19 protein-coding genes are annotated in these 21,569 nt (G+C 61.0%); 10 read left to right on the top strand and 9 right to left on the bottom strand.

Annotation, left to right across the window (positions count from 1 at the left end; genetic code table 11):
* Positions 1–94: 94 nt before the first annotated feature.
* From AC1DON_RS11395 to AC1DON_RS11375, 5 genes are all read left to right on the top strand, one after another.
* The gene (locus AC1DON_RS11395; protein WP_476934921.1) at positions 95–1,165 is read left to right on the top strand and encodes a LacI family DNA-binding transcriptional regulator; all 1,071 of its coding nucleotides are present in this window, start codon (positions 95–97) and stop codon (positions 1,163–1,165) included.
* A 196-nt stretch (positions 1,166–1,361) separates the two neighbouring features.
* Positions 1,362–2,540: a fumarylacetoacetate hydrolase family protein gene (locus tag AC1DON_RS11390; RefSeq protein ID WP_476934920.1), complete on the top strand. Its 1,179-nt coding sequence runs from the start codon at positions 1,362–1,364 to the stop codon at positions 2,538–2,540.
* A gap of 52 nt (positions 2,541–2,592) precedes the next feature.
* Complete coding sequence (gene xylB, locus AC1DON_RS11385; RefSeq protein ID WP_476934919.1) at positions 2,593–3,321, top strand: D-xylose 1-dehydrogenase; 729 nt, start codon at positions 2,593–2,595, stop codon at positions 3,319–3,321.
* Positions 3,322–3,517: 196 nt separating this feature from the next.
* On the top strand, positions 3,518–4,474 hold the full coding sequence (locus AC1DON_RS11380) for an SMP-30/gluconolactonase/LRE family protein (protein WP_476934918.1): 957 nt from the start codon (positions 3,518–3,520) through the stop codon (positions 4,472–4,474).
* Positions 4,467–6,275: an IlvD/Edd family dehydratase gene (locus AC1DON_RS11375; RefSeq protein ID WP_476934917.1), complete on the top strand. Its 1,809-nt coding sequence runs from the start codon at positions 4,467–4,469 to the stop codon at positions 6,273–6,275. The genes AC1DON_RS11380 and AC1DON_RS11375 overlap by 8 nt, the downstream gene beginning before the upstream one ends.
* Positions 6,276–6,309: 34 nt before the next feature.
* Here AC1DON_RS11375 and AC1DON_RS11370 read toward each other — a convergent pair whose 3' ends face one another.
* Positions 6,310–7,230: a ThuA domain-containing protein gene (locus AC1DON_RS11370; RefSeq protein ID WP_476934916.1), complete on the bottom strand. Its 921-nt coding sequence runs from the start codon at positions 7,228–7,230 to the stop codon at positions 6,310–6,312.
* Between the two features lie 551 nt (positions 7,231–7,781).
* On the opposite strand from AC1DON_RS11370, the gene AC1DON_RS11365 reads away from it, so the two are divergent.
* Positions 7,782–9,209, top strand: coding sequence for a sugar porter family MFS transporter (locus tag AC1DON_RS11365; RefSeq protein WP_476934915.1), 1,428 nt, complete (start codon positions 7,782–7,784; stop codon positions 9,207–9,209).
* Between the two features lie 99 nt (positions 9,210–9,308).
* Complete coding sequence (locus AC1DON_RS11360) at positions 9,309–10,160, top strand: aldose 1-epimerase (RefSeq protein WP_476934914.1); 852 nt, start codon at positions 9,309–9,311, stop codon at positions 10,158–10,160.
* Positions 10,161–10,302: 142 nt separating this feature from the next.
* On the opposite strand, the gene AC1DON_RS11355 is transcribed toward AC1DON_RS11360, so the two are convergent.
* From AC1DON_RS11355 to fucP, 7 genes are all read right to left on the bottom strand, one after another.
* On the bottom strand, positions 10,303–11,028 hold the full coding sequence (locus tag AC1DON_RS11355) for an SDR family oxidoreductase (RefSeq protein ID WP_476934913.1): 726 nt from the start codon (positions 11,026–11,028) through the stop codon (positions 10,303–10,305).
* 110 nt (positions 11,029–11,138) lie between these two features.
* The gene (locus AC1DON_RS11350) at positions 11,139–12,413 is read right to left on the bottom strand and encodes a UxaA family hydrolase (RefSeq protein WP_476934912.1); all 1,275 of its coding nucleotides are present in this window, start codon (positions 12,411–12,413) and stop codon (positions 11,139–11,141) included.
* Positions 12,406–12,705: a UxaA family hydrolase gene (locus tag AC1DON_RS11345; RefSeq protein ID WP_476934911.1), complete on the bottom strand. Its 300-nt coding sequence runs from the start codon at positions 12,703–12,705 to the stop codon at positions 12,406–12,408. Before AC1DON_RS11345 ends, AC1DON_RS11350 begins: the two co-directional genes overlap by 8 nt.
* Positions 12,702–13,733 carry an aldo/keto reductase gene (locus tag AC1DON_RS11340; protein WP_476934910.1) on the bottom strand — a complete coding sequence of 344 codons (1,032 nt, stop codon included), beginning with the start codon at positions 13,731–13,733 and terminating at the stop codon, positions 12,702–12,704. The genes AC1DON_RS11345 and AC1DON_RS11340 overlap by 4 nt, the downstream gene beginning before the upstream one ends.
* 5 nt (positions 13,734–13,738) lie before the next feature.
* Positions 13,739–14,503, bottom strand: coding sequence for an IclR family transcriptional regulator (locus AC1DON_RS11335; protein WP_476934909.1), 765 nt, complete (start codon positions 14,501–14,503; stop codon positions 13,739–13,741).
* 8 nt (positions 14,504–14,511) lie between these two features.
* Positions 14,512–15,333 (bottom strand): amidohydrolase family protein, encoded by an 822-nt coding sequence (locus AC1DON_RS11330; protein ID WP_476934908.1) that lies wholly within the window; start codon positions 15,331–15,333, stop codon positions 14,512–14,514.
* The gene (fucP, locus tag AC1DON_RS11325) at positions 15,333–16,634 is read right to left on the bottom strand and encodes an L-fucose:H+ symporter permease (protein WP_476934907.1); all 1,302 of its coding nucleotides are present in this window, start codon (positions 16,632–16,634) and stop codon (positions 15,333–15,335) included. The genes AC1DON_RS11330 and fucP overlap by 1 nt, the downstream gene beginning before the upstream one ends.
* Before the next feature lie 149 nt (positions 16,635–16,783).
* Between fucP and AC1DON_RS11320 the strand changes: the two genes are divergently transcribed.
* Both AC1DON_RS11320 and AC1DON_RS11315 read left to right on the top strand, forming a co-directional pair.
* Entirely contained in the window at positions 16,784–17,134 is a 351-nt protein-coding gene (locus AC1DON_RS11320; protein ID WP_476934906.1) for an L-rhamnose mutarotase, read from the top strand.
* Positions 17,135–17,271: 137 nt separating this feature from the next.
* On the top strand, positions 17,272–18,210 hold the full coding sequence (locus AC1DON_RS11315; RefSeq protein WP_476934905.1) for a Gfo/Idh/MocA family protein: 939 nt from the start codon (positions 17,272–17,274) through the stop codon (positions 18,208–18,210).
* A gap of 77 nt (positions 18,211–18,287) precedes the next feature.
* Here AC1DON_RS11315 and pyk read toward each other — a convergent pair whose 3' ends face one another.
* Positions 18,288–19,811, bottom strand: coding sequence for a pyruvate kinase (pyk, locus tag AC1DON_RS11310; protein WP_476934904.1), 1,524 nt, complete (start codon positions 19,809–19,811; stop codon positions 18,288–18,290).
* A gap of 399 nt (positions 19,812–20,210) precedes the next feature.
* Here pyk and AC1DON_RS11305 point away from each other — a divergent pair, with 399 nt between their 5' ends.
* Positions 20,211–21,557, top strand: a complete 1,347-nt coding sequence (locus tag AC1DON_RS11305) for a sugar MFS transporter (RefSeq protein WP_476934903.1) — start codon at positions 20,211–20,213, stop codon at positions 21,555–21,557.
* Positions 21,558–21,569 lie beyond the last annotated feature (12 nt).

Here is a 21,569-nt window from a genome sequence, read left to right as displayed (position 1 = left end):
TGCCAATCTGTACGATGCGCGTTATGGGTGTTCCCCTTGAATGATAAGTGTCCGGACGATTCTACCGGACCATTTCGACGAAAAAGGATTGAGCTTGGCGCGTAAGGTCGGCCGCCGCGGTGGCAATATCGTGACAATCCATGATGTCGCGCGGCACGTCGGCGTCTCGCCCATGACGGTATCGCGCGTTATCAACGGTGAAAAGAACGTGCGCGAGGAGACCCGCGCCAAGGTTCTGGCCAGCGTTGAGGCGCTCAACTACTCGCCCAACCTGGCGGCGCGCTCGTTGGCGACCCAGGACGCGGCGCGAGTCGGCCTGCTCTATTCCAACCCGTCCGTGGCCTTCTTGAGTGAATTCCTGCTGGGCATCCTGGGCGAAAGCTCGCAGGCGGGCACCCAGCTTCTGATCGAATCGTGTGAAGGCCCCGAAGGTGCGGCTGCGGCTTTGGAGAAGCTGAAAAACAATGGTTGCGACGGCGTCGTCCTCTCGCCGCCCCTGTCCGATTCGACGCGCGTAGCCAAGCTGCTTCAGGATATGAACCTGCCATTCGTCGGCGTGGCGGCGGCGCGTCCGGCGACGGACATCTGTGCGGTCTCGATCGATGACCACAAGGCGGCATTTGCCATGACGCGCCGGCTGGTCGAACTTGGCCACCGTGACATCGGCTTCATCAAGGGCCATCCCAATGCCTATGCCAGCCAGTTGCGCTTCGATGGCTTCCTGGCCGCCATGGCCAAGGCGGGGCTGTCGGCCGAACCGCACCTGATCGCTCAGGGCTATTTCACCTACCGTTCGGGTTTCGACGCCGCCGAACGCATCCTCAGCCATAAGCAGCGTCCGACCGCCATCTTCGCCAGCAATGACGACATGGCCGCCGGTGCCGTCGCCACCGCCCATCGCATGGGACTGGACGTGCCCGACCAACTGACTATCGTCGGGTTCGACGACACGGCCATGGCGTCATCCGTCTGGCCCGAGCTGACGACGGTGCGCCAGCCGATCGCCGACATGGCCGCGGCCAGCGTGCGCCTGCTGCTGGAGCAGATTCGCTCACGCCGGCTGGGCCGCGAGTTTGCACCCGTGCGCGAAGTCCGTGATTTCGCGCTGATCGAGCGCCAGTCTTCGACCTTCACGAGCAGCGGCGCCGCGATCTCGGATAGTTAGATATAGAATTTGTGTTTCAATTTTCGTATTAGCTTGACATAGTCTTCACGCTGCGTGATTTGGTAGCGCTAACAAAATAAGGGTTTCAGGGTAGGCGCGGCATGCGTCCGGGATTACCGCAACAACGCGGTAAACGGCGGCTCACCAGCTACATCCTTTGGTTTCGATACGCGAATACAGCGCGGAGATTTATGTTATGACGGACTTCCTACCTCAAGACTGGCAATCGGCGACCCTGATCGGACGCTTGCAAACGGAGGACGGTCCAACCCCGATCCTGGTCAAGAATGGTGAAGTGTTCGACATGACTCCCGTGGCACCGACGGTGTCGCAGTTGCTGAAGGTGTGGCCGGAAACGGGTGTACCGTCTGGCGGCAAGTCGCTGGGCAGGCTCGAAGATTTCGATTTCGGCAAGGCGTGGGCCGGTGAGCGCAAGGGCGACCAGCTTCTGTCGCCGATCGATCTGCAATGCGTCAAGGCCGCCGGCGTGACCTTCGCCGTCTCAGCCGTTGAGCGCGTCATCGAAGAACGCGCGCGTGGCGACTCGGACAAAGCACAAGGCATCCGTAATGCGCTGGCTGAACGCGTAGGTTCCGACATCCGTTCGGTGAAGCCGGGTTCGGCGGAATCGGCCAAGCTGAAGGAAGCCCTGATCAACGACGGCCTGTGGTCGCAATATCTCGAAGTTGCCATCGGCCCCGACGCCGAGGTCTTCACCAAGTCGCCGGTCCTGTCGAGCATGGGCTGGGGCGAAGAGATCGGCGTGCGCTCCGACTCGACCTGGAACAATCCTGAACCCGAAGTCGTCATGGTCGTGACGCCACACGGCCGCGCCGTCGGCGCGACGCTGGGCAATGACGTCAACCTGCGCTGCTTCGAAGGCCGTTCGGCCCTGCTGCTCGGCAAGGCCAAGGACAATAATGCATCTTGCGCCCTGGGGCCGTTCATACGCATGTTTGACGACGGTTTCACCATCGAAGACGTGCGCACGGCCGAGCTGGACCTCAAGATCGACGGACCGGAAGGTTATGAGCTGGTTGGCCGTTCGACCATGACCCAGATCAGTCGCGATCCGCTGGAACTGATCCGCCAGGCCATGAGCGAGCACCATTATCCGGACGGCTTCGTGCTGATGCTGGGCACACTGTTCGCGCCGACGCAGGACCGGGACGTGCCGGGCCGTGGCTTCACCCACAAGGTTGGCGACGTCGTCAAGGTATCGTCGTCCAAGCTCGGACGCCTGGAAAACCGCGTCGTTTATTCGAAGGACGCGCGCGAATGGACCTTCGGCATCGCCGATCTGATGCAAAACCTCGCGCGACGCGGACTTCTCGACACAAAAAACACCACCCGCGCGCAAGCCTTGGCGTCATAATATAAAAATAGCATAAATCAGGGCGAACACCCTAAGGGAAGAGTATAAGTCTATGTCATCTGCCATCTATCCGAGCCTCAAGGGACGCAAGGTGCTTATCACCGGCGGAGGCTCCGGCATCGGCGGGGGTCTTGTTGAAGCCTTCGTAAAGCAAGGCGCGCAAGTTTCCTTCATCGACCTGGCCGACACTATTTCGGAGCAGTTGCCTCCCGGCGCCGCGACCTTCTACAAGTGCGACCTGACCGATATTCCGGCGCTGGAACGCACCCTGGCCCAGATCGGCACCGTCGATATCCTGCTGAACAACGCCGCCAATGACGATCGCCACTCGCTTGGCGATGTCACCGAGGCCTATTTCGACAACCGCATCGCCGTGAACCTCAAGCACCTGCTGTTCTGCGCCAAGGCCGTGGCACCGGGCATGAAGGCCAATGGCGGCGGCGCCATCATCAACTTCGGTTCGATTTCGTGGCATCTCGGCCTGCCGGACCTGGTCCTGTATGAAACCGCCAAGGCCGGCATCGAAGGCATGACGCGCGCCCTGGCCCGCGAACTGGGGCCTGACAATATCCGTGTCACGACCATCATCCCGGGCAACGTCAAGACGCCGCGCCAGATGAAGTGGTACACGCCCGAAGGCGAACGCCAGATCGTCGAAGCCCAGTGCCTGCCGGGCCGTATCGAGCCCAAGCACGTCGCTGGCCTCGCCCTGTTCCTGGCATCGGACGACGCCGAACTGTGCACGGGCCACGGCTACTGGATCGACGCCGGCTGGAGATAACGCCTCAGACCAAAGTTTTGCCTGGAGGCAAAACATTTGGTCTGCAAGGAAGCTTCGACAAACCGAAGCTCGGGGCAGCCCGTCGCTTCGGTTTGGCTTTTTTGCTTGAAGAGACCCCAGTACCGAGACAAGACCTCTCCATTCGCTCCGCAAACAGGGAGGAGGGGGCTCGCGATAACGAAACCAGGGACGCGGAATGAGCCAGTTGTTCGAACCAACCTGTGTCTGGGACCTCAAGGCGACGCTTGGTGAAGGTCCCGTCTGGTCGCGCAAGGACCATGCGATCTGGTTCGTCGACATCAAGCAGTCGCGCGTCTATCGCTATGACGTCAATATCGGTTCGCACCAGGTCTTCCACGCGCCGTCGCCGTGTGGCTTCCTGGCACCCAGAAAGCGCGGCGGCTTTATCGTCGGCTGCAAGACCGGCCTCTATGATTTCGACCCGCATCGCCACAGCCGCGAGGGCCATTTCGAGCTCCTGACCCACGTCGAGCCGGGCCTTCCCAACAACCGCCTCAATGACGGTTATGTCGACCATCACGGCCGGCTGTGGTTCGGCTCGATGGACGATGACGAAAACCATCCCCACGGCAAGCTCTATCGCTATGATGCGCGTGGCCTGAAGGTCATGGACGACGACTACGTCATCACCAATGGCCCGGCCGTCAGTCCCGACGGCAAGACCCTCTATCATAACGACACCCTGAAGAAGGTCATCTACGCCTTCGACCTCAGCGATGACGGCCACCTGTCGAACAAGCGCGTCTTTGCGCAACTGGACCAGCCTCTGCCGCCCGACAGCGCCAGCCCCGTCTGCTACGCCAATGAAGAAGCGACGCAGAAGGACCATGGCCAGGGCTATATGGACGGCCCCGTTGTCGACAGCGCCGGCAATGTCTGGAACGCGCTGTTCTTCGGCTGGGGTGTCAACTGCTATGCGCCCGATGGCCGCCTGCTGCGCCGCGTCCGCTTCCCCGTTTCGAATGTCACAAAGATCGCCTTTGGCGGTCATGACCTGAAGACCGTCTATGCCACAACCGCCGCCAAGGGGTTGTCGCCGGAAGAGCTGAAAAATCAGCCGCTGGCGGGTGGCCTTTTCCGGTTCGACGTCGATATCCCCGGTCTGCCCCAGAATGAGATCCAACATGTCTGAATTTTCCGAAAGGGCAGCTCCGCGCCGCCCTGCCACGCCGAACGGCCGCTTCCGGTCGCAGGAATGGTTCGAAGCCCCCGGCCACATCGACCTGGCCGCGCTCTATCTCGAGCGCTTCATGAACTACGGCATCACGCCGGCCGAACTGCGCTCGGGCAAACCGATCATCGGCTTTGCCCAATCGGGCAGCGACATCGCGCCGTGCAACCGCATCCACCTGGAACTGGCCAAGCGCGCCCGTGACGGCATCGTCGCCGCCGGTGGCATCTGCATGGAGTTCCCGGTCCACCCGATCTTCGAGAACTGCCGCCGTCCGACCGCGGCGATCGACCGCAACCTGTCGATGATGACGCTGATCGAGATCCTGCATGGCTATCCGCTCGACGCCGTCGTGCTGACGACTGGCTGCGACAAAACCACGCCCGCCGGCATCATGGCAGCCACCGCGGTCGATATCCCGGCCATCGTGCTGAGCGGCGGGCCGATGCTCGACGGCTATCACAATGGCGAACTGGTCGGTTCCGGTACAGTCATCTGGCGCTCCCGCCGCGCGCTTGCCGCCGGTCAGATCACCGAGGAAGAGTTCTTCGACGCCGCAACCTCGTCGGCGCCGTCGGCCGGCCACTGCAACACCATGGGCACGGCCTCGACCATGAACGCGGTCGCCGAAGCCATGGGCTTGTCGCTGCCCGGCTGCTCGGCCATTCCGGCGCCGTACCGTGAGCGCGGTCAGATGGCCTATGAGACCGGCCGCCGCATCGTCGAAATGGCCTATGAGGACCTGAAGCCCTCTAAAATCCTGACCAAGGCATCCTTCCTGAACGCCATCGCAGCGGTTGCCGCCATCGGCGGATCGACTAATGCCCAGCCGCACATCGTCGCCATGGCGCGCCATGCCGGCGTTGAGATCACCGATGCCGACTGGATGGCCGCGCACGACCTGCCGCTGATCCTCAACATGCAGCCGTCGGGCAAGTATCTGGGCGAGCGCTTCCACCGCGCCGGTGGCGTTCCCGCCATCCTGCATGAACTGGCCGTCGCCAATAAGATCGAGACCGGCGCCCTGACCGTCACCGCCAAGACGATCGGTGAAAACATCAAGGGCAAGGAAACCAAGGATCGCGAAATGATCCGCACGCTTGCCGATCCGATCATGGAACGCGCCGGCTTCATGGTGCTGAAGGGCAACCTGTTCGACTTCGCCATCATGAAGACCAGTGTGATCTCCAAAGAGTTCCGCGACCGCTACCTGTCGCGCCCCGGCCAGGAGAATATTCTGGAATGCAAGGCCGTCGTGTTTGACGGCTCGACCGACTATCACGAACGTATCGACGATCCGTCGCTGGGCATCGACGAGAACACCATCCTGGTTATTCGCGGCTCCGGTCCGATCGGTTGGCCGGGCTCTGCCGAAGTCGTCAACATGCAGCCGCCGGCCGCGCTGCTGAAGGCGGGCATCACCTCGCTGCCGACTCTGGGTGACGGCCGTCAGTCCGGCACGTCTGACTCGCCGTCGATCCTGAACGCCTCGCCCGAAAGCGCGGCCGGCGGTGGCCTGGCCTGGCTGCGCAGCGGCGACATGATCCGCATCGACCTCAATACCGGCGCCTGCAATGCGCTGGTTGATGATGCGGTGATTGCCGAACGCAAGAAGGACGGCATTCCGGCCGTGCCGGAATCGATGACGCCTTGGCAGGAAATCTACCGCGCTACGGTCTCACAGCTGCATACCGGCGCAGTGATGGAGCCGGCGCTCAAATATACTAAGATTGCCGAGAAGCTTCCACGGCATAACCACTAAACCTTGAACAGGCCCCGCTCATACGGGGCCTGTTTTATTTGAGGAGCAGCTCCGGACGGACTGACACGGCTTCAGCGGTCGGGAAGTCGGCGGGGACAGGATAGTCTACCTTGCGCCTGGCCAGCCATTGCAGGGCGCGGATCAGCACCACCTGGACATCGGCGCTGCGCAGGGTGACCGGCTGGCTGTCGCCCTGCCAGACATGGCCATAATTGGCGACGTAGGACCGGCCCTTGCCATAGGTCACCGTCCATTCCATCGGCCAGTTCTTCCCGGTCTTGGGTTCCAGCGCGTAGGACAAGACCGTGAGATTATGCGCGGGGCCACGGCCATAGCGATAAAGCTCGACATCGGCCGTCATCCAGGTGCGCGGGAATCCCTTATGGACAGGATGATCGCCGATCCTGTGGACTACGGCATCAAAGCGCTGTCCGTGACCCGTGTCCTCGCCTTCACCAGCCGGTAACGCCACCGGCTTTTCGTGCGCATCGATATATATGGCAGTCCCAAAGTCCTTTTTTCGCCAGCCCAGACCGATCATCTCATTGTACGCCGGCCAGTCAGGAAAGGCGTTATTGGCGGAATGCAGGAAGTAGACGCCGCCGCCCTTGCGGACATAAGCCTCGAAATCCGACTTGACCGCCTCAGGCCAGGCCGGGCCGCCGTTGATATCATTGTACGTCTGGACGACAACGTCGCAGGCGTTGAAATCGGGCCGCCACTGATCCCAGCCCGGGGCGTCGGCCGTGTGGGGCGATGTGGAGACCGCGATGTCGAACAGGCCTGTCGGCGTCAGGATGGCGCGCAGTATCTTCGTCGTCAACTGCCAGTCGTGATTGCTGACGCCGTCGATGATCAGGACGCGGATACGCCGGGGGGCGCTTACGGCGATACCTGGCGCCAGAAGACAACTGGCTGCCATTAGCAGGTGGCGGCGGTCGATGACAGCAGACATGGCGCGTTCCCTTTTCGCCATTCCTAACGCTATTCCGTGCGGACGGAAAGCCCGTGACGAATCCAGGTCTGTTATCGCTATGCTGGTAGCAATGACACGGAACATGATTGGCCCGGGGGCGACTGGCAGCGGCATTCGCCAGCTTTTTTTACAAAAAAAGATAACAGCGCCCGGAGCATTGCAGCCGGCCTCCAATAGGTGTGCCATTTCAGCCGGCTATCGCGACCGCACACCCGCGCGATGAGAGCGTTGACGTTGAATTATACCGGAATTTCCCGGCCTCTTCCAATTCACGCAGGGTAAGCGCTGTCTGAATGTTGCGTCGCCATAACCGGTTTTCACTGTTAGCGTTAACAATTTCACGGTAATATAAGGCCTCTTTTGCCGTTAACTCTTTATGTTTTATAGGAGTTTTGGCGCTCAGGGGCTTGCTGAAAAGCGGCTTCAGGGTTAAGCTTTCGTTAAGCGGCAATACAGGTGCGTCCAAGTGCCGGACCGCAGAGACCAGGGAACATCGTGCGGGTAGAAGCCCGCAAATTAGGGAGACTTTCATGTCCACAGGCAAGTCTGTGAATACGGGCCTGATACTCGGGCTAGCCGTAGGTGCGTCGCTGGGCGGTTTGTTGTTCGGTTACGACACAGCCGTCATTTCCGGCGCGGAACAGTCCATCAAGTACAATTTTGTTTTGCCCCACACCGACTGGTCGGTGGATTACCAGAACACGGTGCATGGCTTTGCCGTTGGCATCGCGCTGCTCGGCTGTGTTATCGGTTCGGCCATCGCCGGACCGCTGGCGACGGCACTGGGCCGTCGCGCCGGCATGCTTATCGCAGCAGGCCTGTTCTTCGTTTCATCGCTGCTGTCGGCCTATCCGGAAACCTTTATTGCCCCGGTCGGGCAACTGGGCGTCGAAGGCATCTGGCCGTTCATGATCTACCGCATGTTCGGGGGCGTGGCCATCGGCATGGCGTCGCTGATTTCGCCGATGTACATCTCGGAAATCTCGCCGGCAAAGCAACGCGGCCTCTTCGTTTCGCTTGAACAGATCGCGATCGTCGTCGGCATCACGCTGGTCTACTTCGTCAATATGCAGATCGCGAAGATGGGCTCGGAAGAGTGGATCCACGCCACTGGCTGGCGCTACATGCTGGCCTCGTGCGCTATCCCGGCTGGCCTGTTCCTGTTCGCTGCCTTCCTCATGCCGGACACGCCGCGCTGGTACATGCTGAAAGGCAAGGAAGACAAGGCGCGCGAAGTGCTGGAGAAGGTCAATGATCCTGCCACAATCGACGCCACCATGGATGAAATCCGCGGCAGCCTGACCAAGCATTCCGGCAAGCTGTTCTCCTTTGGCGGCGCTGTCCTTCTGGTTGGCATTCTGTTGTCGGTCTTCCAGCAGGTCGTCGGTATCAACGCTGTCCTCTACTATGCTCCGACCATGTTCGAGAACCTTGGCCTCGGCAAGGACGCGGCCATGATGAACACCGTCATCCTGGGCCTCGACATGGTGCTGTTCACCTTCGTCGCCCTGTTTACGGTCGACAAGCTGGGCCGCAAGCCGCTGCTGATCTGGGGCGCCGTTATTATGGCGGTCTCGCTGATCTATCTCGGCTTCCTGTATAATACGCATCAGACGGGCATCACCTTCCTGATCGCGGCCATCGTCTATATCGCCGGTTTCTCGCTGTCGTGGGGCCCGATCGTCTGGGTCATGCTGGCGGAAATGTTCCCGAACTCGATCAAGGGCAAGGCCATGTCGGTGGCTGTTGCAGCCCAGTGGATCGCCAACTTCATCGTGTCGCAAACCTTCCCGATGATGGACGGCAATCCGCAACTGGTCGCCATGTTCAACCATGGCTTCTCCTTCTACGTTTACGGCGCTTCGGCGATCCTGGCGGCGCTGTTCGTCTGGAAGTTCGTACCGGAAACCAAGGGTAAGACGCTGGAAGCCATTGAAGGCCTCTGGAAGAAATCGTAAGATTTCCCATATACTGAAAACAGTACGCGTAAACAGCGGGGGCTCCTCGACGAGTCCCCGCTTTTTTCAACGATAATAAAATGCCAGCAGGAAGCGAACATGTTACGTCTCACGGCGGGAGACACAGTACTAGACGTCAATCCGGCCATAGCCGGGGCGATGTGGCGCCTTACCCACAAGGGGCGGAACGCCCTGCGGCCGGCCGCGGACGGTCAGACCGATGCGTCTATGACCGCCAGTTTTCCACTTGTGCCCTGGTGCAATCGCCTGCGGGATGGCGCTTTCGTCGCCGAGGGCCGAAAGGTGCAGTTGCCGTCCAATTTCCGCGATAGTCCGCACCCCCTGCATGGTCATGGCTGGAAGACCGCCTGGACGGTCGTGGAAGCCTCTCCAACGCGCGCGGTGTTGTGTTATCGCCATCAACCGGATGCCTGGCCGTGGGACTATGAAGCAACGGTCGTCTATGAAATCCGGCCCGGCGGAGTTCGCTGTTTTTTGACCGTCAAGAACCTGGCGCGCGGGACGATGCCGGCGGGGTTGGGCTTTCACCCTTTTTTCAACCGTACGCCGCAGACGCGTTTGAAGGCCTCTGTCGATGGTGTCTGGCTGGTCGATGACCAGGCCCTGCCGCGCAACTGGCATGCCGGCGTGGTCAAGAAAGACTGGACGCATGGTGATGCGGTGACACACGATATCACCATCGACAACTGCTATACGGGTTTCAAGGGCAAGGCCGAGATTTTCGAAGGCGACCGGCTGACCCATACGCTCAGGGCATCGCCGAACTGCCACTGGCTGCAAATATTTGTGCCGACGCACGATCCGGAAATTTTCAGCGCCGAGCCGGTCAACCATATGCCGGATCCGTTCAACAAGCCGAACTCTGGCCTGCACTGTTTGAAGAGCGGGCAGACGGACATGGTGTGGATGGACCTGGCGCTGCACGACTAATGGGGTTTGGGGCCTGCGGCCCCAAGGCCTTTAAAATCAAAAGAAAAGCCTGGCCTTTTGGGGCCAGGCTTTTCTTTTGATATCAGTAAGTCTGTTGGGTCCCAAGAAACGTTCTTTGGCCCCACACCCCATAAGCTGCCGGTCAATTTACCCAGCCACCGTCGATCACATGCGCCTGGCCCGTCGTAAAGCTCGACTCGTCCGAGCCGAGATAGACCGCCAGCGCCGCCAGTTCATCGACCTTGCCAAAGCGCCCCATGGCCTGACGTGCCGTGAATTCCGAATAAGCCTTGTCGAAGTCACCCGTGTCGCGCAGGCGCTGTAAAAGCGACGGCGTTTCCACAGTCCCCGGGCAGACGGCATTGCAGCGAACACCTTGCGTAACAAAGTCGGCGGCCACGGCCTTGGTCAGGCCGATGACGGCAGCCTTGGTCGCGCCGTAGGCAAAGCGATTCGGGATGCCTTTGACCGACGAAGCGATCGACGACATGTTGATGATCGATCCGCCGCCACGCTCCAGCATACCGGGAAGGAAGGCGCGGATCATGCGATACATGGCCGTGACATTGAGATTAAGCGAGAACTGCCAGGCGTCTTCGTCGCACTCGAGGATCGTCCCGGCGTGGACCGTGCCAGCGCAATTATACAGCACATCGACGTCGGTGAACTTGGCGGCCAAGGCCTTGATGGCTTCGGCATCGGTGATGTCGGCGACGTGGCTGATCCCGCCGAAATCCTTCAGCGTGTCGCCATTGATATCGACACCGATGACGGTAGCGCCTTCGCGCAGATAGGCGTCCGCCGTGGCGCGGCCGATTCCTTGCCCCGCTGCGGTGATCAGCGCGGTTTTTCCAGATAAACGTCCCATAGGTAACCTCTGTAGAGTTTCCAAAGCCATGGCTTTGGCAAGGCCGACTGGCCGCCGCCGCGAAAGCGGCGAGCCTGCGCGGCCTCTGAGCGCATAAAAAGCGAAGCCCGCTATCGCACCGCTTGCGGTGCAGATGCTGGGCGGAGCGGCAAGCAAGCAGGGCCGACAGGGTCGAACGCCTTGTAGGTCAGAATGAATTCCTGGTGGCCCATGGCTTCCGATTTGCTCGGTTCGCCGGCGGACACGCGCAGGATCAGGTCGGTAATGTCGGCGCCGACTTCATCGAGCGAGGCGCGGCCTTCCATGATCCGGCCAGCGTCGATGTCCATGTCGCCTTCCAGGCGGCGATAGGTTTCCGGGTTGGCGCAGACCTTGATAACCGGCGAAATGGCCGAGCCAACGACGCTGCCGCGGCCGGTGGTGAACAGGGTCAGGTGGCAACCACAGGCGATCATCTCGACGATCTCGGCATTGTCCGAGATGTTCGGGAAGCCGAAGCGCGGCTCACCATCCGGTACGACGTCCAGCAGGTACAGACCGCCCGTCGGCGGTACGTCACCGGGTTTCAGGATGCCGCAGATCGGCGCAGACCCCGACTTGGAATAGGCGCCCATCGACTTTTCTTCCAGCGTCGTCAGGCCGCCATCGGAATTGCCCGGCGCAAACGAACCGAAGCCCATGATCGCGTAATAGGTTTCGGCTTTTTGCACGCAGGCTTCGAGCTCTGCGCCCAGTTCCGGTGTGACGGCGCGGCTGGCCATGATCTTTTCGCAGCCAATCAGTTCGCCGGTTTCCTCAAACACGCAGGCCGAACCGATGGCGCCCAGGGTATCGAAGGCGCGCCCGACGGCCGGATTGGCGGTGATCCCCGATGTGCCGTCTGAACCGCCGCAGATGGTGCCGATGACCAACTCGGATGTCTTCATCTCGGTCTTAGGCGTGGCGTCGGCGATGGCGCGGATACGCGATACGGCATCGACGCCCTTCTGGATGGTCGAGGCGGTGCCGCCTTCCTGCTGGATGACGAAGACCTCGACCGGACGGCCTGAGGCCTCGACAGCCTTGCGCAGGGCTTCGCGATTGAAGCTTTCGCAGCCGAGCGACACCAGAACGACCCCACCGACGTTCGGGTGGGTGCACAGGGCCTGCATCATGGTCAGGGCGTACTGGTTGGGATAGCAGCCGGGGAAACCGATCAGATGGACATCGTCACGGCCAGACTTGTCGACGATACGGCGCGCGACGTGGTGGGCGCATTCGACCAGATAGGCGACAGCCACAACGTTGCGGATGCCCTTGCGGCCATCAGAACGCTGCCAGGCCGGGAAGGTGAAGGTGTTGGGATCGATGTGCGCAGGCGCAGTGGCAGGGCTGAGACTATCCATGGGTCGCCTCACGGGTATGGGTCTTGATGTAATCGCTTTGCATGTTGTGCATATGGATATGGTCGCCGGCTTTTGCATCGGTCGTCATCGAACCGATTGGGGCGCCATATTTGTAGATCTTGTCACCGACGGCCAGGTTGTGGCGGGCGATCTTGTGACCGACGTCGATCGTCGTGCTCAGAGTCAACACTGTGTCGTCGACCGTAACCGTTTCACCGGCTTCGGCGCGGGCCCGGCAGACAAGGACGTTGTCGTCGCCGTGCAGGAGGATGAATGACGCGTGTGTACTCATGTATGAACTTTCTCCTGCGCCGGTGTCGGCGCATTCTCGGGTAGCAGGTTTTCGGCCTTGAGGTCGCTCCACAGGCCGGCAGGCATGGGCTGGTTGAACCAGCCAAGGTTTTGCGTGACTTCGGAGGGCGTGGCCATTCCGACGATTGCGCCGGCGACCGCCGGATGGGCAAGCGGAAAGTGCAGGGCCGCCGCGGCGAGGGGCACGCCATGGCTGTCGCACACCGCCTTGAGGCCTTGAACGCGCGACCGGATCGCTTCCGGCGCCGGCGCGTAATTATAGGCCGTCCCACCACTCAGGATGCCGGAGTTGAATACGCCGGCGGCCAGCACGCTCACAGATCGGCGTTCGCACAGCGGCAGGAAGCTTGTGAGCGCCGTCTGCTCCAGCAGGGTGTAGCGCCCGGCCAGCAGGACAACGTCAAGATCGGCGTGGCCAAGAACCTCTTCGCAGACCTGCCATTCGTTGACCCCGAGGCCGATCGCCTTGACCTGCCCGCCGTCCTTCAGTTCGCGCATGGCGCGGTAGCCGCCGTCGAGGAAGGCCTTGAAGTGATGCGCATGAAGGTCACCATGCGTCACCTGGCCCAGGTCATGGGCCAGCAGGATATCGATCGTGGCGCCGCCCAGACGTTGGCGGCTGTCGCTGAACGACCGCATGACGCCGTCATAGGAATAGTCGAATTCAGGCTCGAACGGATCGCCGTCAATGAAGCCGTGACGTTCCGTACCGGGGAGGGGCGGAGCCATCGGCTTCAGGACGCGGCCAACCTTGGTCGACAGGACCGGTTCTTCCCTGGCATCGGCGCGGCCCTTGATTGCGGCGCCGACGCGGCGTTCGCTCAGGCCCTGGCCGTAGTGTGGCGCGGTGTCGAACAGGGCAATGCCTTTGTCCAGGGCACACTGCAGCGTCGTTTGCGCAGCTTCGTCGCTCATGGCGCGATAAAGGTTGCCGACCGACGCCGAGCCGAAGCCGAGCGCAGGAACGGTCAGGCCCGTCTTGCCGATGGTTTTTCTCAAGAATGGCACAGCGTCTAGGCCCCCAAGGCGCGACTGAGGGTTGCAGCTGTCGCCTTAAGATGCGCCGTCGTTTCTTCCATGCCGGCGCTTTCGGTCGAGCGAATGAAGGGCATGGTCAGGGCAGCGATGACCGACACGTCGTTGTGAATCGGGCACGATATGTCGGTGACTCCTTCGGTGTAGCCGCTCTTGACCGCTATAAATCCTTGCGCAACCGCGCGGTCGGCCTGGGCATCGAATTGCTGCCATTCCTCGGGCGTCAGGCCGGGGCGCATGTGGTTGCACCAGCTTTCGCGCACATTGGGCTTCTGGAAAGCGTAGAGGATGATGCCGGAAGTCGACTTGAATAGCGGACGCTGATAGCCGACGCGCACCGAAAAGCCGATATCGCCAGGCGCTTCGACGCGGGCAATGACGACCATGCGGTCGTCTGACGCGATGACGAGGTGGCAGGCCTGCCGCGTCTCGTCGCTCAGTTCCTGCATCAATGGCAGGGCGCTCAGCAGCAGGTTCTGGTTCGGGCCGCGCGAAACGCCGAGCGAAAACAGCTTGTTGGTGAGCTCGAAACCGTCGCCGCGCGAGGATGGACCGACATAGCCGCGTGCCTCCAGCACCTGGACCATGCGGAACAACTCGCTGACCGAGCGGTCCAGGCGCGTTGATATCTGCGACAGTGTGAGCGGCGCCTTGGCAGAGGCCAGCAGTTCGAGCACGTCCAGACCCTTTTCGAGAGCTGGGGCGCGATACTTGGCGGTCTTGTCGGATTCGGAATCGGGCATGTCGGTCTTTAAGTCAATTGATAGAAGCGGTGGGCCGTACCGCCGAAGATGGCGTCGCGGGTAGGGCCGGATTGCGGCGCCAGCCACGCCAAAGTCCAGTCCTGCCACGCGTTATAGGTGGTGCGCAAGTTCAATACCGGCCAGTCCGAGCCCCACATGAGGCGATCGGGTCCGAAACAGGCCAGCACATGGTCGGCGTAGGGTTTCGCGGCATCGAGCGACAGACCGTCGGCCATTTCCGTGGCCAGGCCGGACAGCTTGCAGCAAACATTGGGATTGTTGGCGACGCGCGCCATGCCGTCGCGCCAAAGCGCGTCGTCGCCACTGCCGATCTCTGGTTTCGCACAGTGATCGATGACGATGGACAGGGCCGGCCAGGCGCGCGCCAGTTGGTCGATGACGGCGAGGTGGCGCGGAAAGATCAGGGCATCGAAGCGTAAGCTCAGATCGGTGATCGTCGTCAATGCCGGCTGGACTGCGTCGCGCAGGATCCATTGATCGTCAGCAAGCCCCTGCAACATCGGGCGAATGCCTTTCAGCTTGGGTTTGGCAGCGAGACTTGCCAGGCGGGCAGGGGCGCCCGGGGCTTCCAGATCGGCCCAGCCGACAACGCCTTTGATGAACGGCGTTGCAGACGCGACTTCGAGCATCCAGTCGGTGTCAGCGTCGTTAGGCTGCGATTGCACCAGCACACTGCCGTCCACGGCAACGGCTTCAGCCCGGAAGTCATCCGGGCCAAAATCGCGATGGATGGCGGCGAGATCAGGCGTGGGCCACTCATGGCCGTTGCGCCCGATCTGCCAGAGATGCTGGTGCGAATCGATGATCATCAATGCCCCGTCATTGCGACCGGAGCCGCCGCATTTTTCGTCCGGAAGGCGTAGAGCGCGATGACGGCAAAGCAGATGGCTGTCACGACAAAGGCCGTACGGATGTGGCTGGCATCGGAAATCAGGCCCATCACCATGGTCAGGGCGCCGCCACCGATGATGCTCATGACCAGCAGTGACGAGCCGGTCTTGGTCAGGTTGCCGAGGCCCTGCACCGAAGTGGCGAAGATGGTCGGGAACATGATGGACATGAAGAAGGACGAGGCCACGAGCGCATAGAGACCGTCCTGACCGCCGGCGACGACTGCGTACAGGGTCAGGCCGATATTGATCACGGCGAAGACGCCGAGAATCAGCGAGGCGTTTATGCGGCTCATCAGCGCCGTGCCGAAGAAACGGCCGACCGCAAAGGCGATAAGGGCAAAATAGAGGTAGTTGGCGGCTTCCTTTTCGCCAAGACCGATCTCTGCCTGGGCGTAGCGGATGGTAAAGCTCCAGATACCGACTTGGGCGCCGACATAAAAGAACTGCGCGACCACACCGAACAGGAAATGCGGCTTACCGAACAAACGTCCGATCGACGCGAAGAAGCCGACGTCCTCACCGGTATCTTCGTGGGCGTTCTGCGTCGCCGCCGCGGGAAATTTCGACAGGAGAACGAGGGCCGCCCAAAGCAGAACGACACAGCCGATGACGAGATAGGGGCCCTGAACCGCTTTGACTTCTGAAATGTAGAAGGCCTGGCGCGCGGCGTCGGTCATGGCCGCCAGCGCCGATTCGTCGTGTTCGATACCCGACAGGATAAATTGCTGGCCGATGAAGATGCCGGACAGGGCGCCCAGTGGATTGAAGCTTTGCGCCAGGTTCAGCCGGAAGGCTGCTTTTTCCGGCGACCCCAGGACGGTGATCAACGGGTTGGCTGAGGTTTCCAGGAAGGCAAGGCCTGAAGCAATGACAAACAGGCCGCCCAGGAACCAGCTGTATTGATGATTATCGGCGGCCGGATAGAATAGGAAGGCGCCGGCTGCGTAGAGAAGCAGGCCGATGACCACGGAAAACTTGTAGCCGAACTGGCGCATGACGAACGCCGCGGGGAGCGCGAGCAGGAAGTAGCCCAGGTAAAAAGCCCACTGCACCAGTCCCGTCTGAAGGTCAGTCAGGATGAAGGCCTTTTTGAACTGCGGTATCAGGATGTCATTGAGATTGTTAGCTATTCCCCAGAAAAAGAACAGGCTGGTAATCAGGATAATAGGCCAAAGGCCTGCTGACGCTTTTGCGTCCGTCTTCGCCGCTTCCGACATGGTCCCAGTTTCCTCGTGTATGCGGCATCTTTGCCGGCCGCTTTCTCCCGCTAGCTCATCACATATGAACGGGTGCGTCAAATATGAAATTTACTTGGGGGGAGGAATATGGAACGAGTGGCGAAAATGGAAACGCGAAAGGACGCCACATGGACAAGCTCTATTTCTGCCTCGATCTCAAGGACGATGCCAGCGCAATCGCCCGTTACAAGCAATGGCATGCGCCGGGACAGGTGCCGGCCCCCATCAATGCATCGATCCGTGAGGCTGGTATTGAGGCCCTCGAAATCTTCCTTGTCGGCAACCGCATGGTCATGGTTCTGACGCCGGGACCTGGCTTCGATCCCGTCGCCAAGGCCGCCGCCGATGCCGCCAGCACCGACGTCCAGGCCTGGGAAAAACTGATGTGGGACTTCCAGCAGCCCTTGCCCTTTGCCGCGCCCGGTGAGAAATGGATGCCGATGACGCGAATTTACGCGCTGTCCGAGCAGCCATCATAAATATGATAATTGCTAAGTCGTTGGGCCGTGCTAAGAGGACGGAAAAACTCGGACAAATGCAGGTAGTGCGGTGTGCAGCCGTTTTCGGCTGACATCGCGAATAACGGGCAAGCGCTTAACACAAGGGACTTTTGGTAATGTTCGGTAGTAAACCCCTCAAAATCGGTTTGATCGGTCTTGGCAAGATCGCGGTGGATCAGCACATCCCCTCGATCAACGCCAATAAGAAGCTGACCCTGGTTGCCGGTTGTTCGCCCAGCTCGCGCCCAGAAGGCGTCAAGGCATACAACAGCTATGAGGACATGGTCGCGGCCCATCCCGATATCGAGGCCATCGCCATCTGTACGCCGCCGCAGGTTCGCCACGTCATCGCCCAGCAGGTGATCAATGACGGCCGCCACGTCTTCCTCGAAAAGCCGCCCGCGGCCACGCTCGGCGAAGCCATGGCGATCAAGACCTTGGCTGCGCAGAAGGGGGTCAGCTTGCTCGCCAGCTGGCATTCGCGCTTTGCCCCCGCCGTTGAGCGCACGCGTCAATGGATGGCCTCACGCAAGCTGAAGTCGGTCGTGGTCCACTGGAAGGAAAATGTCCGCCAGTGGCACCCCGGCCAGAAGTGGATCTTCGAGGCCGGCGGCATGGGCGTCTTCGATCCGGGCATCAATTCGCTGTCGATCGTGACGCGCATCCTGCCGGGTGCGGTCATGGTCAAGAAGGCCAATCTGCATATCCCAGGCAATTGCGAAGCACCGATCCAGGTCGAGATGGACATGCTGACGACCAATGGCGTGCCGGTGCGGGCCGAATACGACTTCCTGCAAGCCGGCGTCCAGACCTGGAGCATCTTTGTCGAGTCCGAAGCCGGCGAAAAGCTGACCTTGTCGATGGGCGGCGCCGAGCTGGAGATTGATGGCCAGGTCATGGCCAAGGAGAAGGAGGCCGAATATCCGGGCCTCTACGCGCACTTCCATGACCTGATCAAGTCGAAGTCGTCGGACGCGGACTTCGAGCCGCTGCGCATCGTTGCGGATGCCATGCTTTTAGGCAAGCGCATCACTGCGCCGGACTACATAGAATAACCAGAGCTCAATCCCGATATAAAAACGCCGCGCTGTTTTCACAGCGCGGCGTTTTTCATTCTGGAATGTCCGAAGCCTTATTTCGCTTCGGGTTCGCCGTCGTCGAACTCGGCTTCGACCGCGTTGGTGCGGGTGACACGGGCGACGCGCAGGGCGTTGGTCGAGCCCGACTTGCCAAACGGCATGCCGGCGACGATGACGATGTCCTGGCCAGGCTCGGCTACGCCTTCGGAGCGCGCCAGCTTGGTAGCCACGGCTACTGTTTCGGTCATCGAGTGGGTGATGGGGGTGACGACCGGGTGCACGCCCCAGGTCAGGGCCAGACGGCGGGCGGTCTCGGTGTTCGGCGTCAGGCCCAGGATCAGCGAATTTGGGCGTTCGCGGGCAACGCGCAGGGCCGTAGAGGCCGAATTCGTCATAGCGGCGATGGCGACGGCTTCGATCGTCTGGGCGACCTGACGCGCTGCCGCGGCAATGGCGCCAGATGTCGACTTTTCGGGATCCGGACGGCGGCGGTCGGTCGTGCCGCGCCAGCCATCGTCTGTTTCGACGCGGGCAATGATGCGGTCCATGATGGTGACGGCTTCGATCGGATACTGGCCAGCCGCGGTTTCGGCCGACAGCATGACGGCGTCGGCGCCGTCGAACACGGCAGTCGCGACGTCCGAAGCTTCGGCGCGGGTCGGCGTCGGCGCCGTAATCATCGATTCCAGCATCTGGGTGGCGACGATGACCGGCTTGCCCATCTGGCGCGCGACCATGACGATACGCTTTTGCGCCAGCGGTACTTCTTCCGGAGGCAGCTCGACACCCAGGTCGCCGCGCGCCACCATGACGGCGTCGCTGAGGCGCATGATCTCTTCGAGGTTGTCGAGGGCCTGCGGCTTTTCAAGCTTGGACAGGACCCAGGCGCGCCCCTTGATGATGCCCTTGGCCTCGATCACGTCCTCAGGACGCTGGACGAAGGACAGGCCGATATATTCGACGCCGCGCTGGAGTGCGAACTCCATGTCGGCGCGGTCCTTTTCGGTCAGGGCCGGGATTGGCAGGATCACGTCGGGAACGTTGACGCCCTTGCGGTCCGACAGACGGCCGCCGATGACGACGACGGTTTCGAGATGGTCATCGCGGACGTGGGTGACGCGCAGTTTCAGCTTGCCGTCATCGAGCAGCAGGTGCGACCCGATCTGGGCGGCAGCAATGATTTCCGGGTGGGGCAGGGTGGCACGGCGCGAATCGCCGGGCGTCGGATTGAGGTCGAGGCGGAAGGTCTGGCCCGGATTAAGCACCACCGCGCCGCCGAGGAAACGGCCGACACGCAGCTTGGGGCCCTGGACATCGGCCAGGATGCCGATCGGGCGCTTGCTCTTTTGCTCCAGTTCACGGATCAGCTCGATATTGCGGCCATGATCCTCATGGCTGCCGTGGCTGAAATTCAAACGGAACACATCGGCGCCGGCGTGCAGCAGTTGTGTCATCATCTCCAAATTCGAGCTTGCGGGCCCGAGTGTGGCAACGATCTTGGTTTTACGGCGGCGAAGGATTTTCAAGGCACGACTCTTCGTCTGGGAAGGGATTTTGAGCGTGGGGACAAAGCCCATCTTCTGCCGCCGGGTCAAGCTAAAACTTGCGGAAACCATTGAAACGTCACGGCTGACAACGTTGGCAGCTAGACATTGAATTGTCGGACAAAAATATAAGTTAACGGTAACATGCCTTGCCCGTTTGGTGTGGGTGAAGTAAGCATGTCGAAGATGGACGGGAAATATCGCATCCCGTTCGCTCCTGAAAATCAGATACCGGCGTTAACGAATGTGCTCTCGCCTGAGGCGCGCAGTCTGGCACCGGCGCGGCGATGTGATAAAACTCGATAACGGCGGAAGAATCGCACATTTTTCGCCGAAGGCACTTGCAAAGAGTCATTTTTTGCAATTTGATTTATTTAATCGGGGGAGGCAGGTGTGCGCCGGCTTTCACCATAACAGTGCACAGGTAGGTATATGTCTTCTTCCTCAGCAACGGCTAAACCCGGCGGCCTTGCGCTCGCCGTGGTCTATGTAACGTGTCTCTTCTTCATCTGGGCGCTGGTTACCAACCTGCTCGACCCGCTTCTGAAGACCATGAAGACCGTCTTCACCCTGACGCCCGTCCAGGCCAACCTGACCGGCTTCGCCTTCTTTATTGCCTACGGCGTCATGTCCCTGCCTTCGGCGGCCTTCCTGTCCAAGTTCGGCTACGCCAACTCCGTCATGATCGGCCTCGGCGCCATCGTGACCGGTTGCTTCATGGCCATCGCGGCCGCCAACATCCACGTCTACACCATTTTCCTGGTCGCCCTGTTCGTCATGGCGTCGGGCGTTACCCTCCTGCAGGTCGCGGCCAACCCGCTGATCGCTTCGATGGGCAAGCCTGAAGATTCGGCCTTCCGCCTGAACCTGTCGCAGTCATTCAACAGCCTGGGCGCCGCCTGTGGCCTGTTCTTCGGCGCCAAGTTCCTGCTGAACGGCGCCATCTTCGAAAAGGACGTGGTCATCACCGACGTCATGCGCGAAGAAGCCCTGGGCTTCGTCTCGAACGTCTACCTCGCCATCGGCGTTGCCCTAGCCCTATTCATCTTCGCCATCTTCCTGGTGCGCAAGAAGATCACGGCGGCCGCCCCCAAGACCGGCAAGCTGGTTTCGCCGTTCAGTGCCCTGAAGTCGAAGTGGGCAAACCTCGGCTCGATCGGCATCTTCCTGTATGTCGGCGCCGAAGTCGCCATCTCGCTGAACCTGCTGCTGTTCATTGAACAGAAGCACATCCTGAATATCCCGGCGCAGTCGGCCGGCCAGCTGACGACCTTCTACATGCTGTTCGCCATGATCGGCCGTTTCACCGGCTCAGCCCTGCTGAAGTTCATCCGCGACTACGTCATGCTGACCGTCGTGGCCCTGGGCGCTATCGCCCTGACGCTGGTCGTCATCTTCACCAAGGATCTGGTCCCGACCGAGTCGACCGGCATGATCAATGTCATCCTGTCGTCGGTGCCGAACACAACGGGCCTGATCCCGGCCTTCGCAGCCCTGCTGATCGGCCTGTTCAACTCGATCATGTTCCCGACCATCTTCACCCTGACCTTGCAGCGTTCGACCGCGCCGACTTCGGCGACCTCGGGTCTGCTCTGCATGGCCATCGTCGGTGGCGCCTTCCTGCCGCTGGCCTTCGCCAAGATCCAGGAACTGACGGGTTCGATGTCGCTGGGCTTCATCGCGCCTCTGATCTGCTACGTCTACGTGCTGTGGTTCTCGTTCGCCTGTCGCAAGGCGCCGACCCACGCCATCGAAGAAGGCGTCAGCGGCGGCCACTAAGTACTGAATCGC

Source organism: Asticcacaulis sp. P4_H10 (genome assembly GCF_056400965.1).
This window is presented reverse-complemented; position numbering and strand designations above follow the sequence as displayed.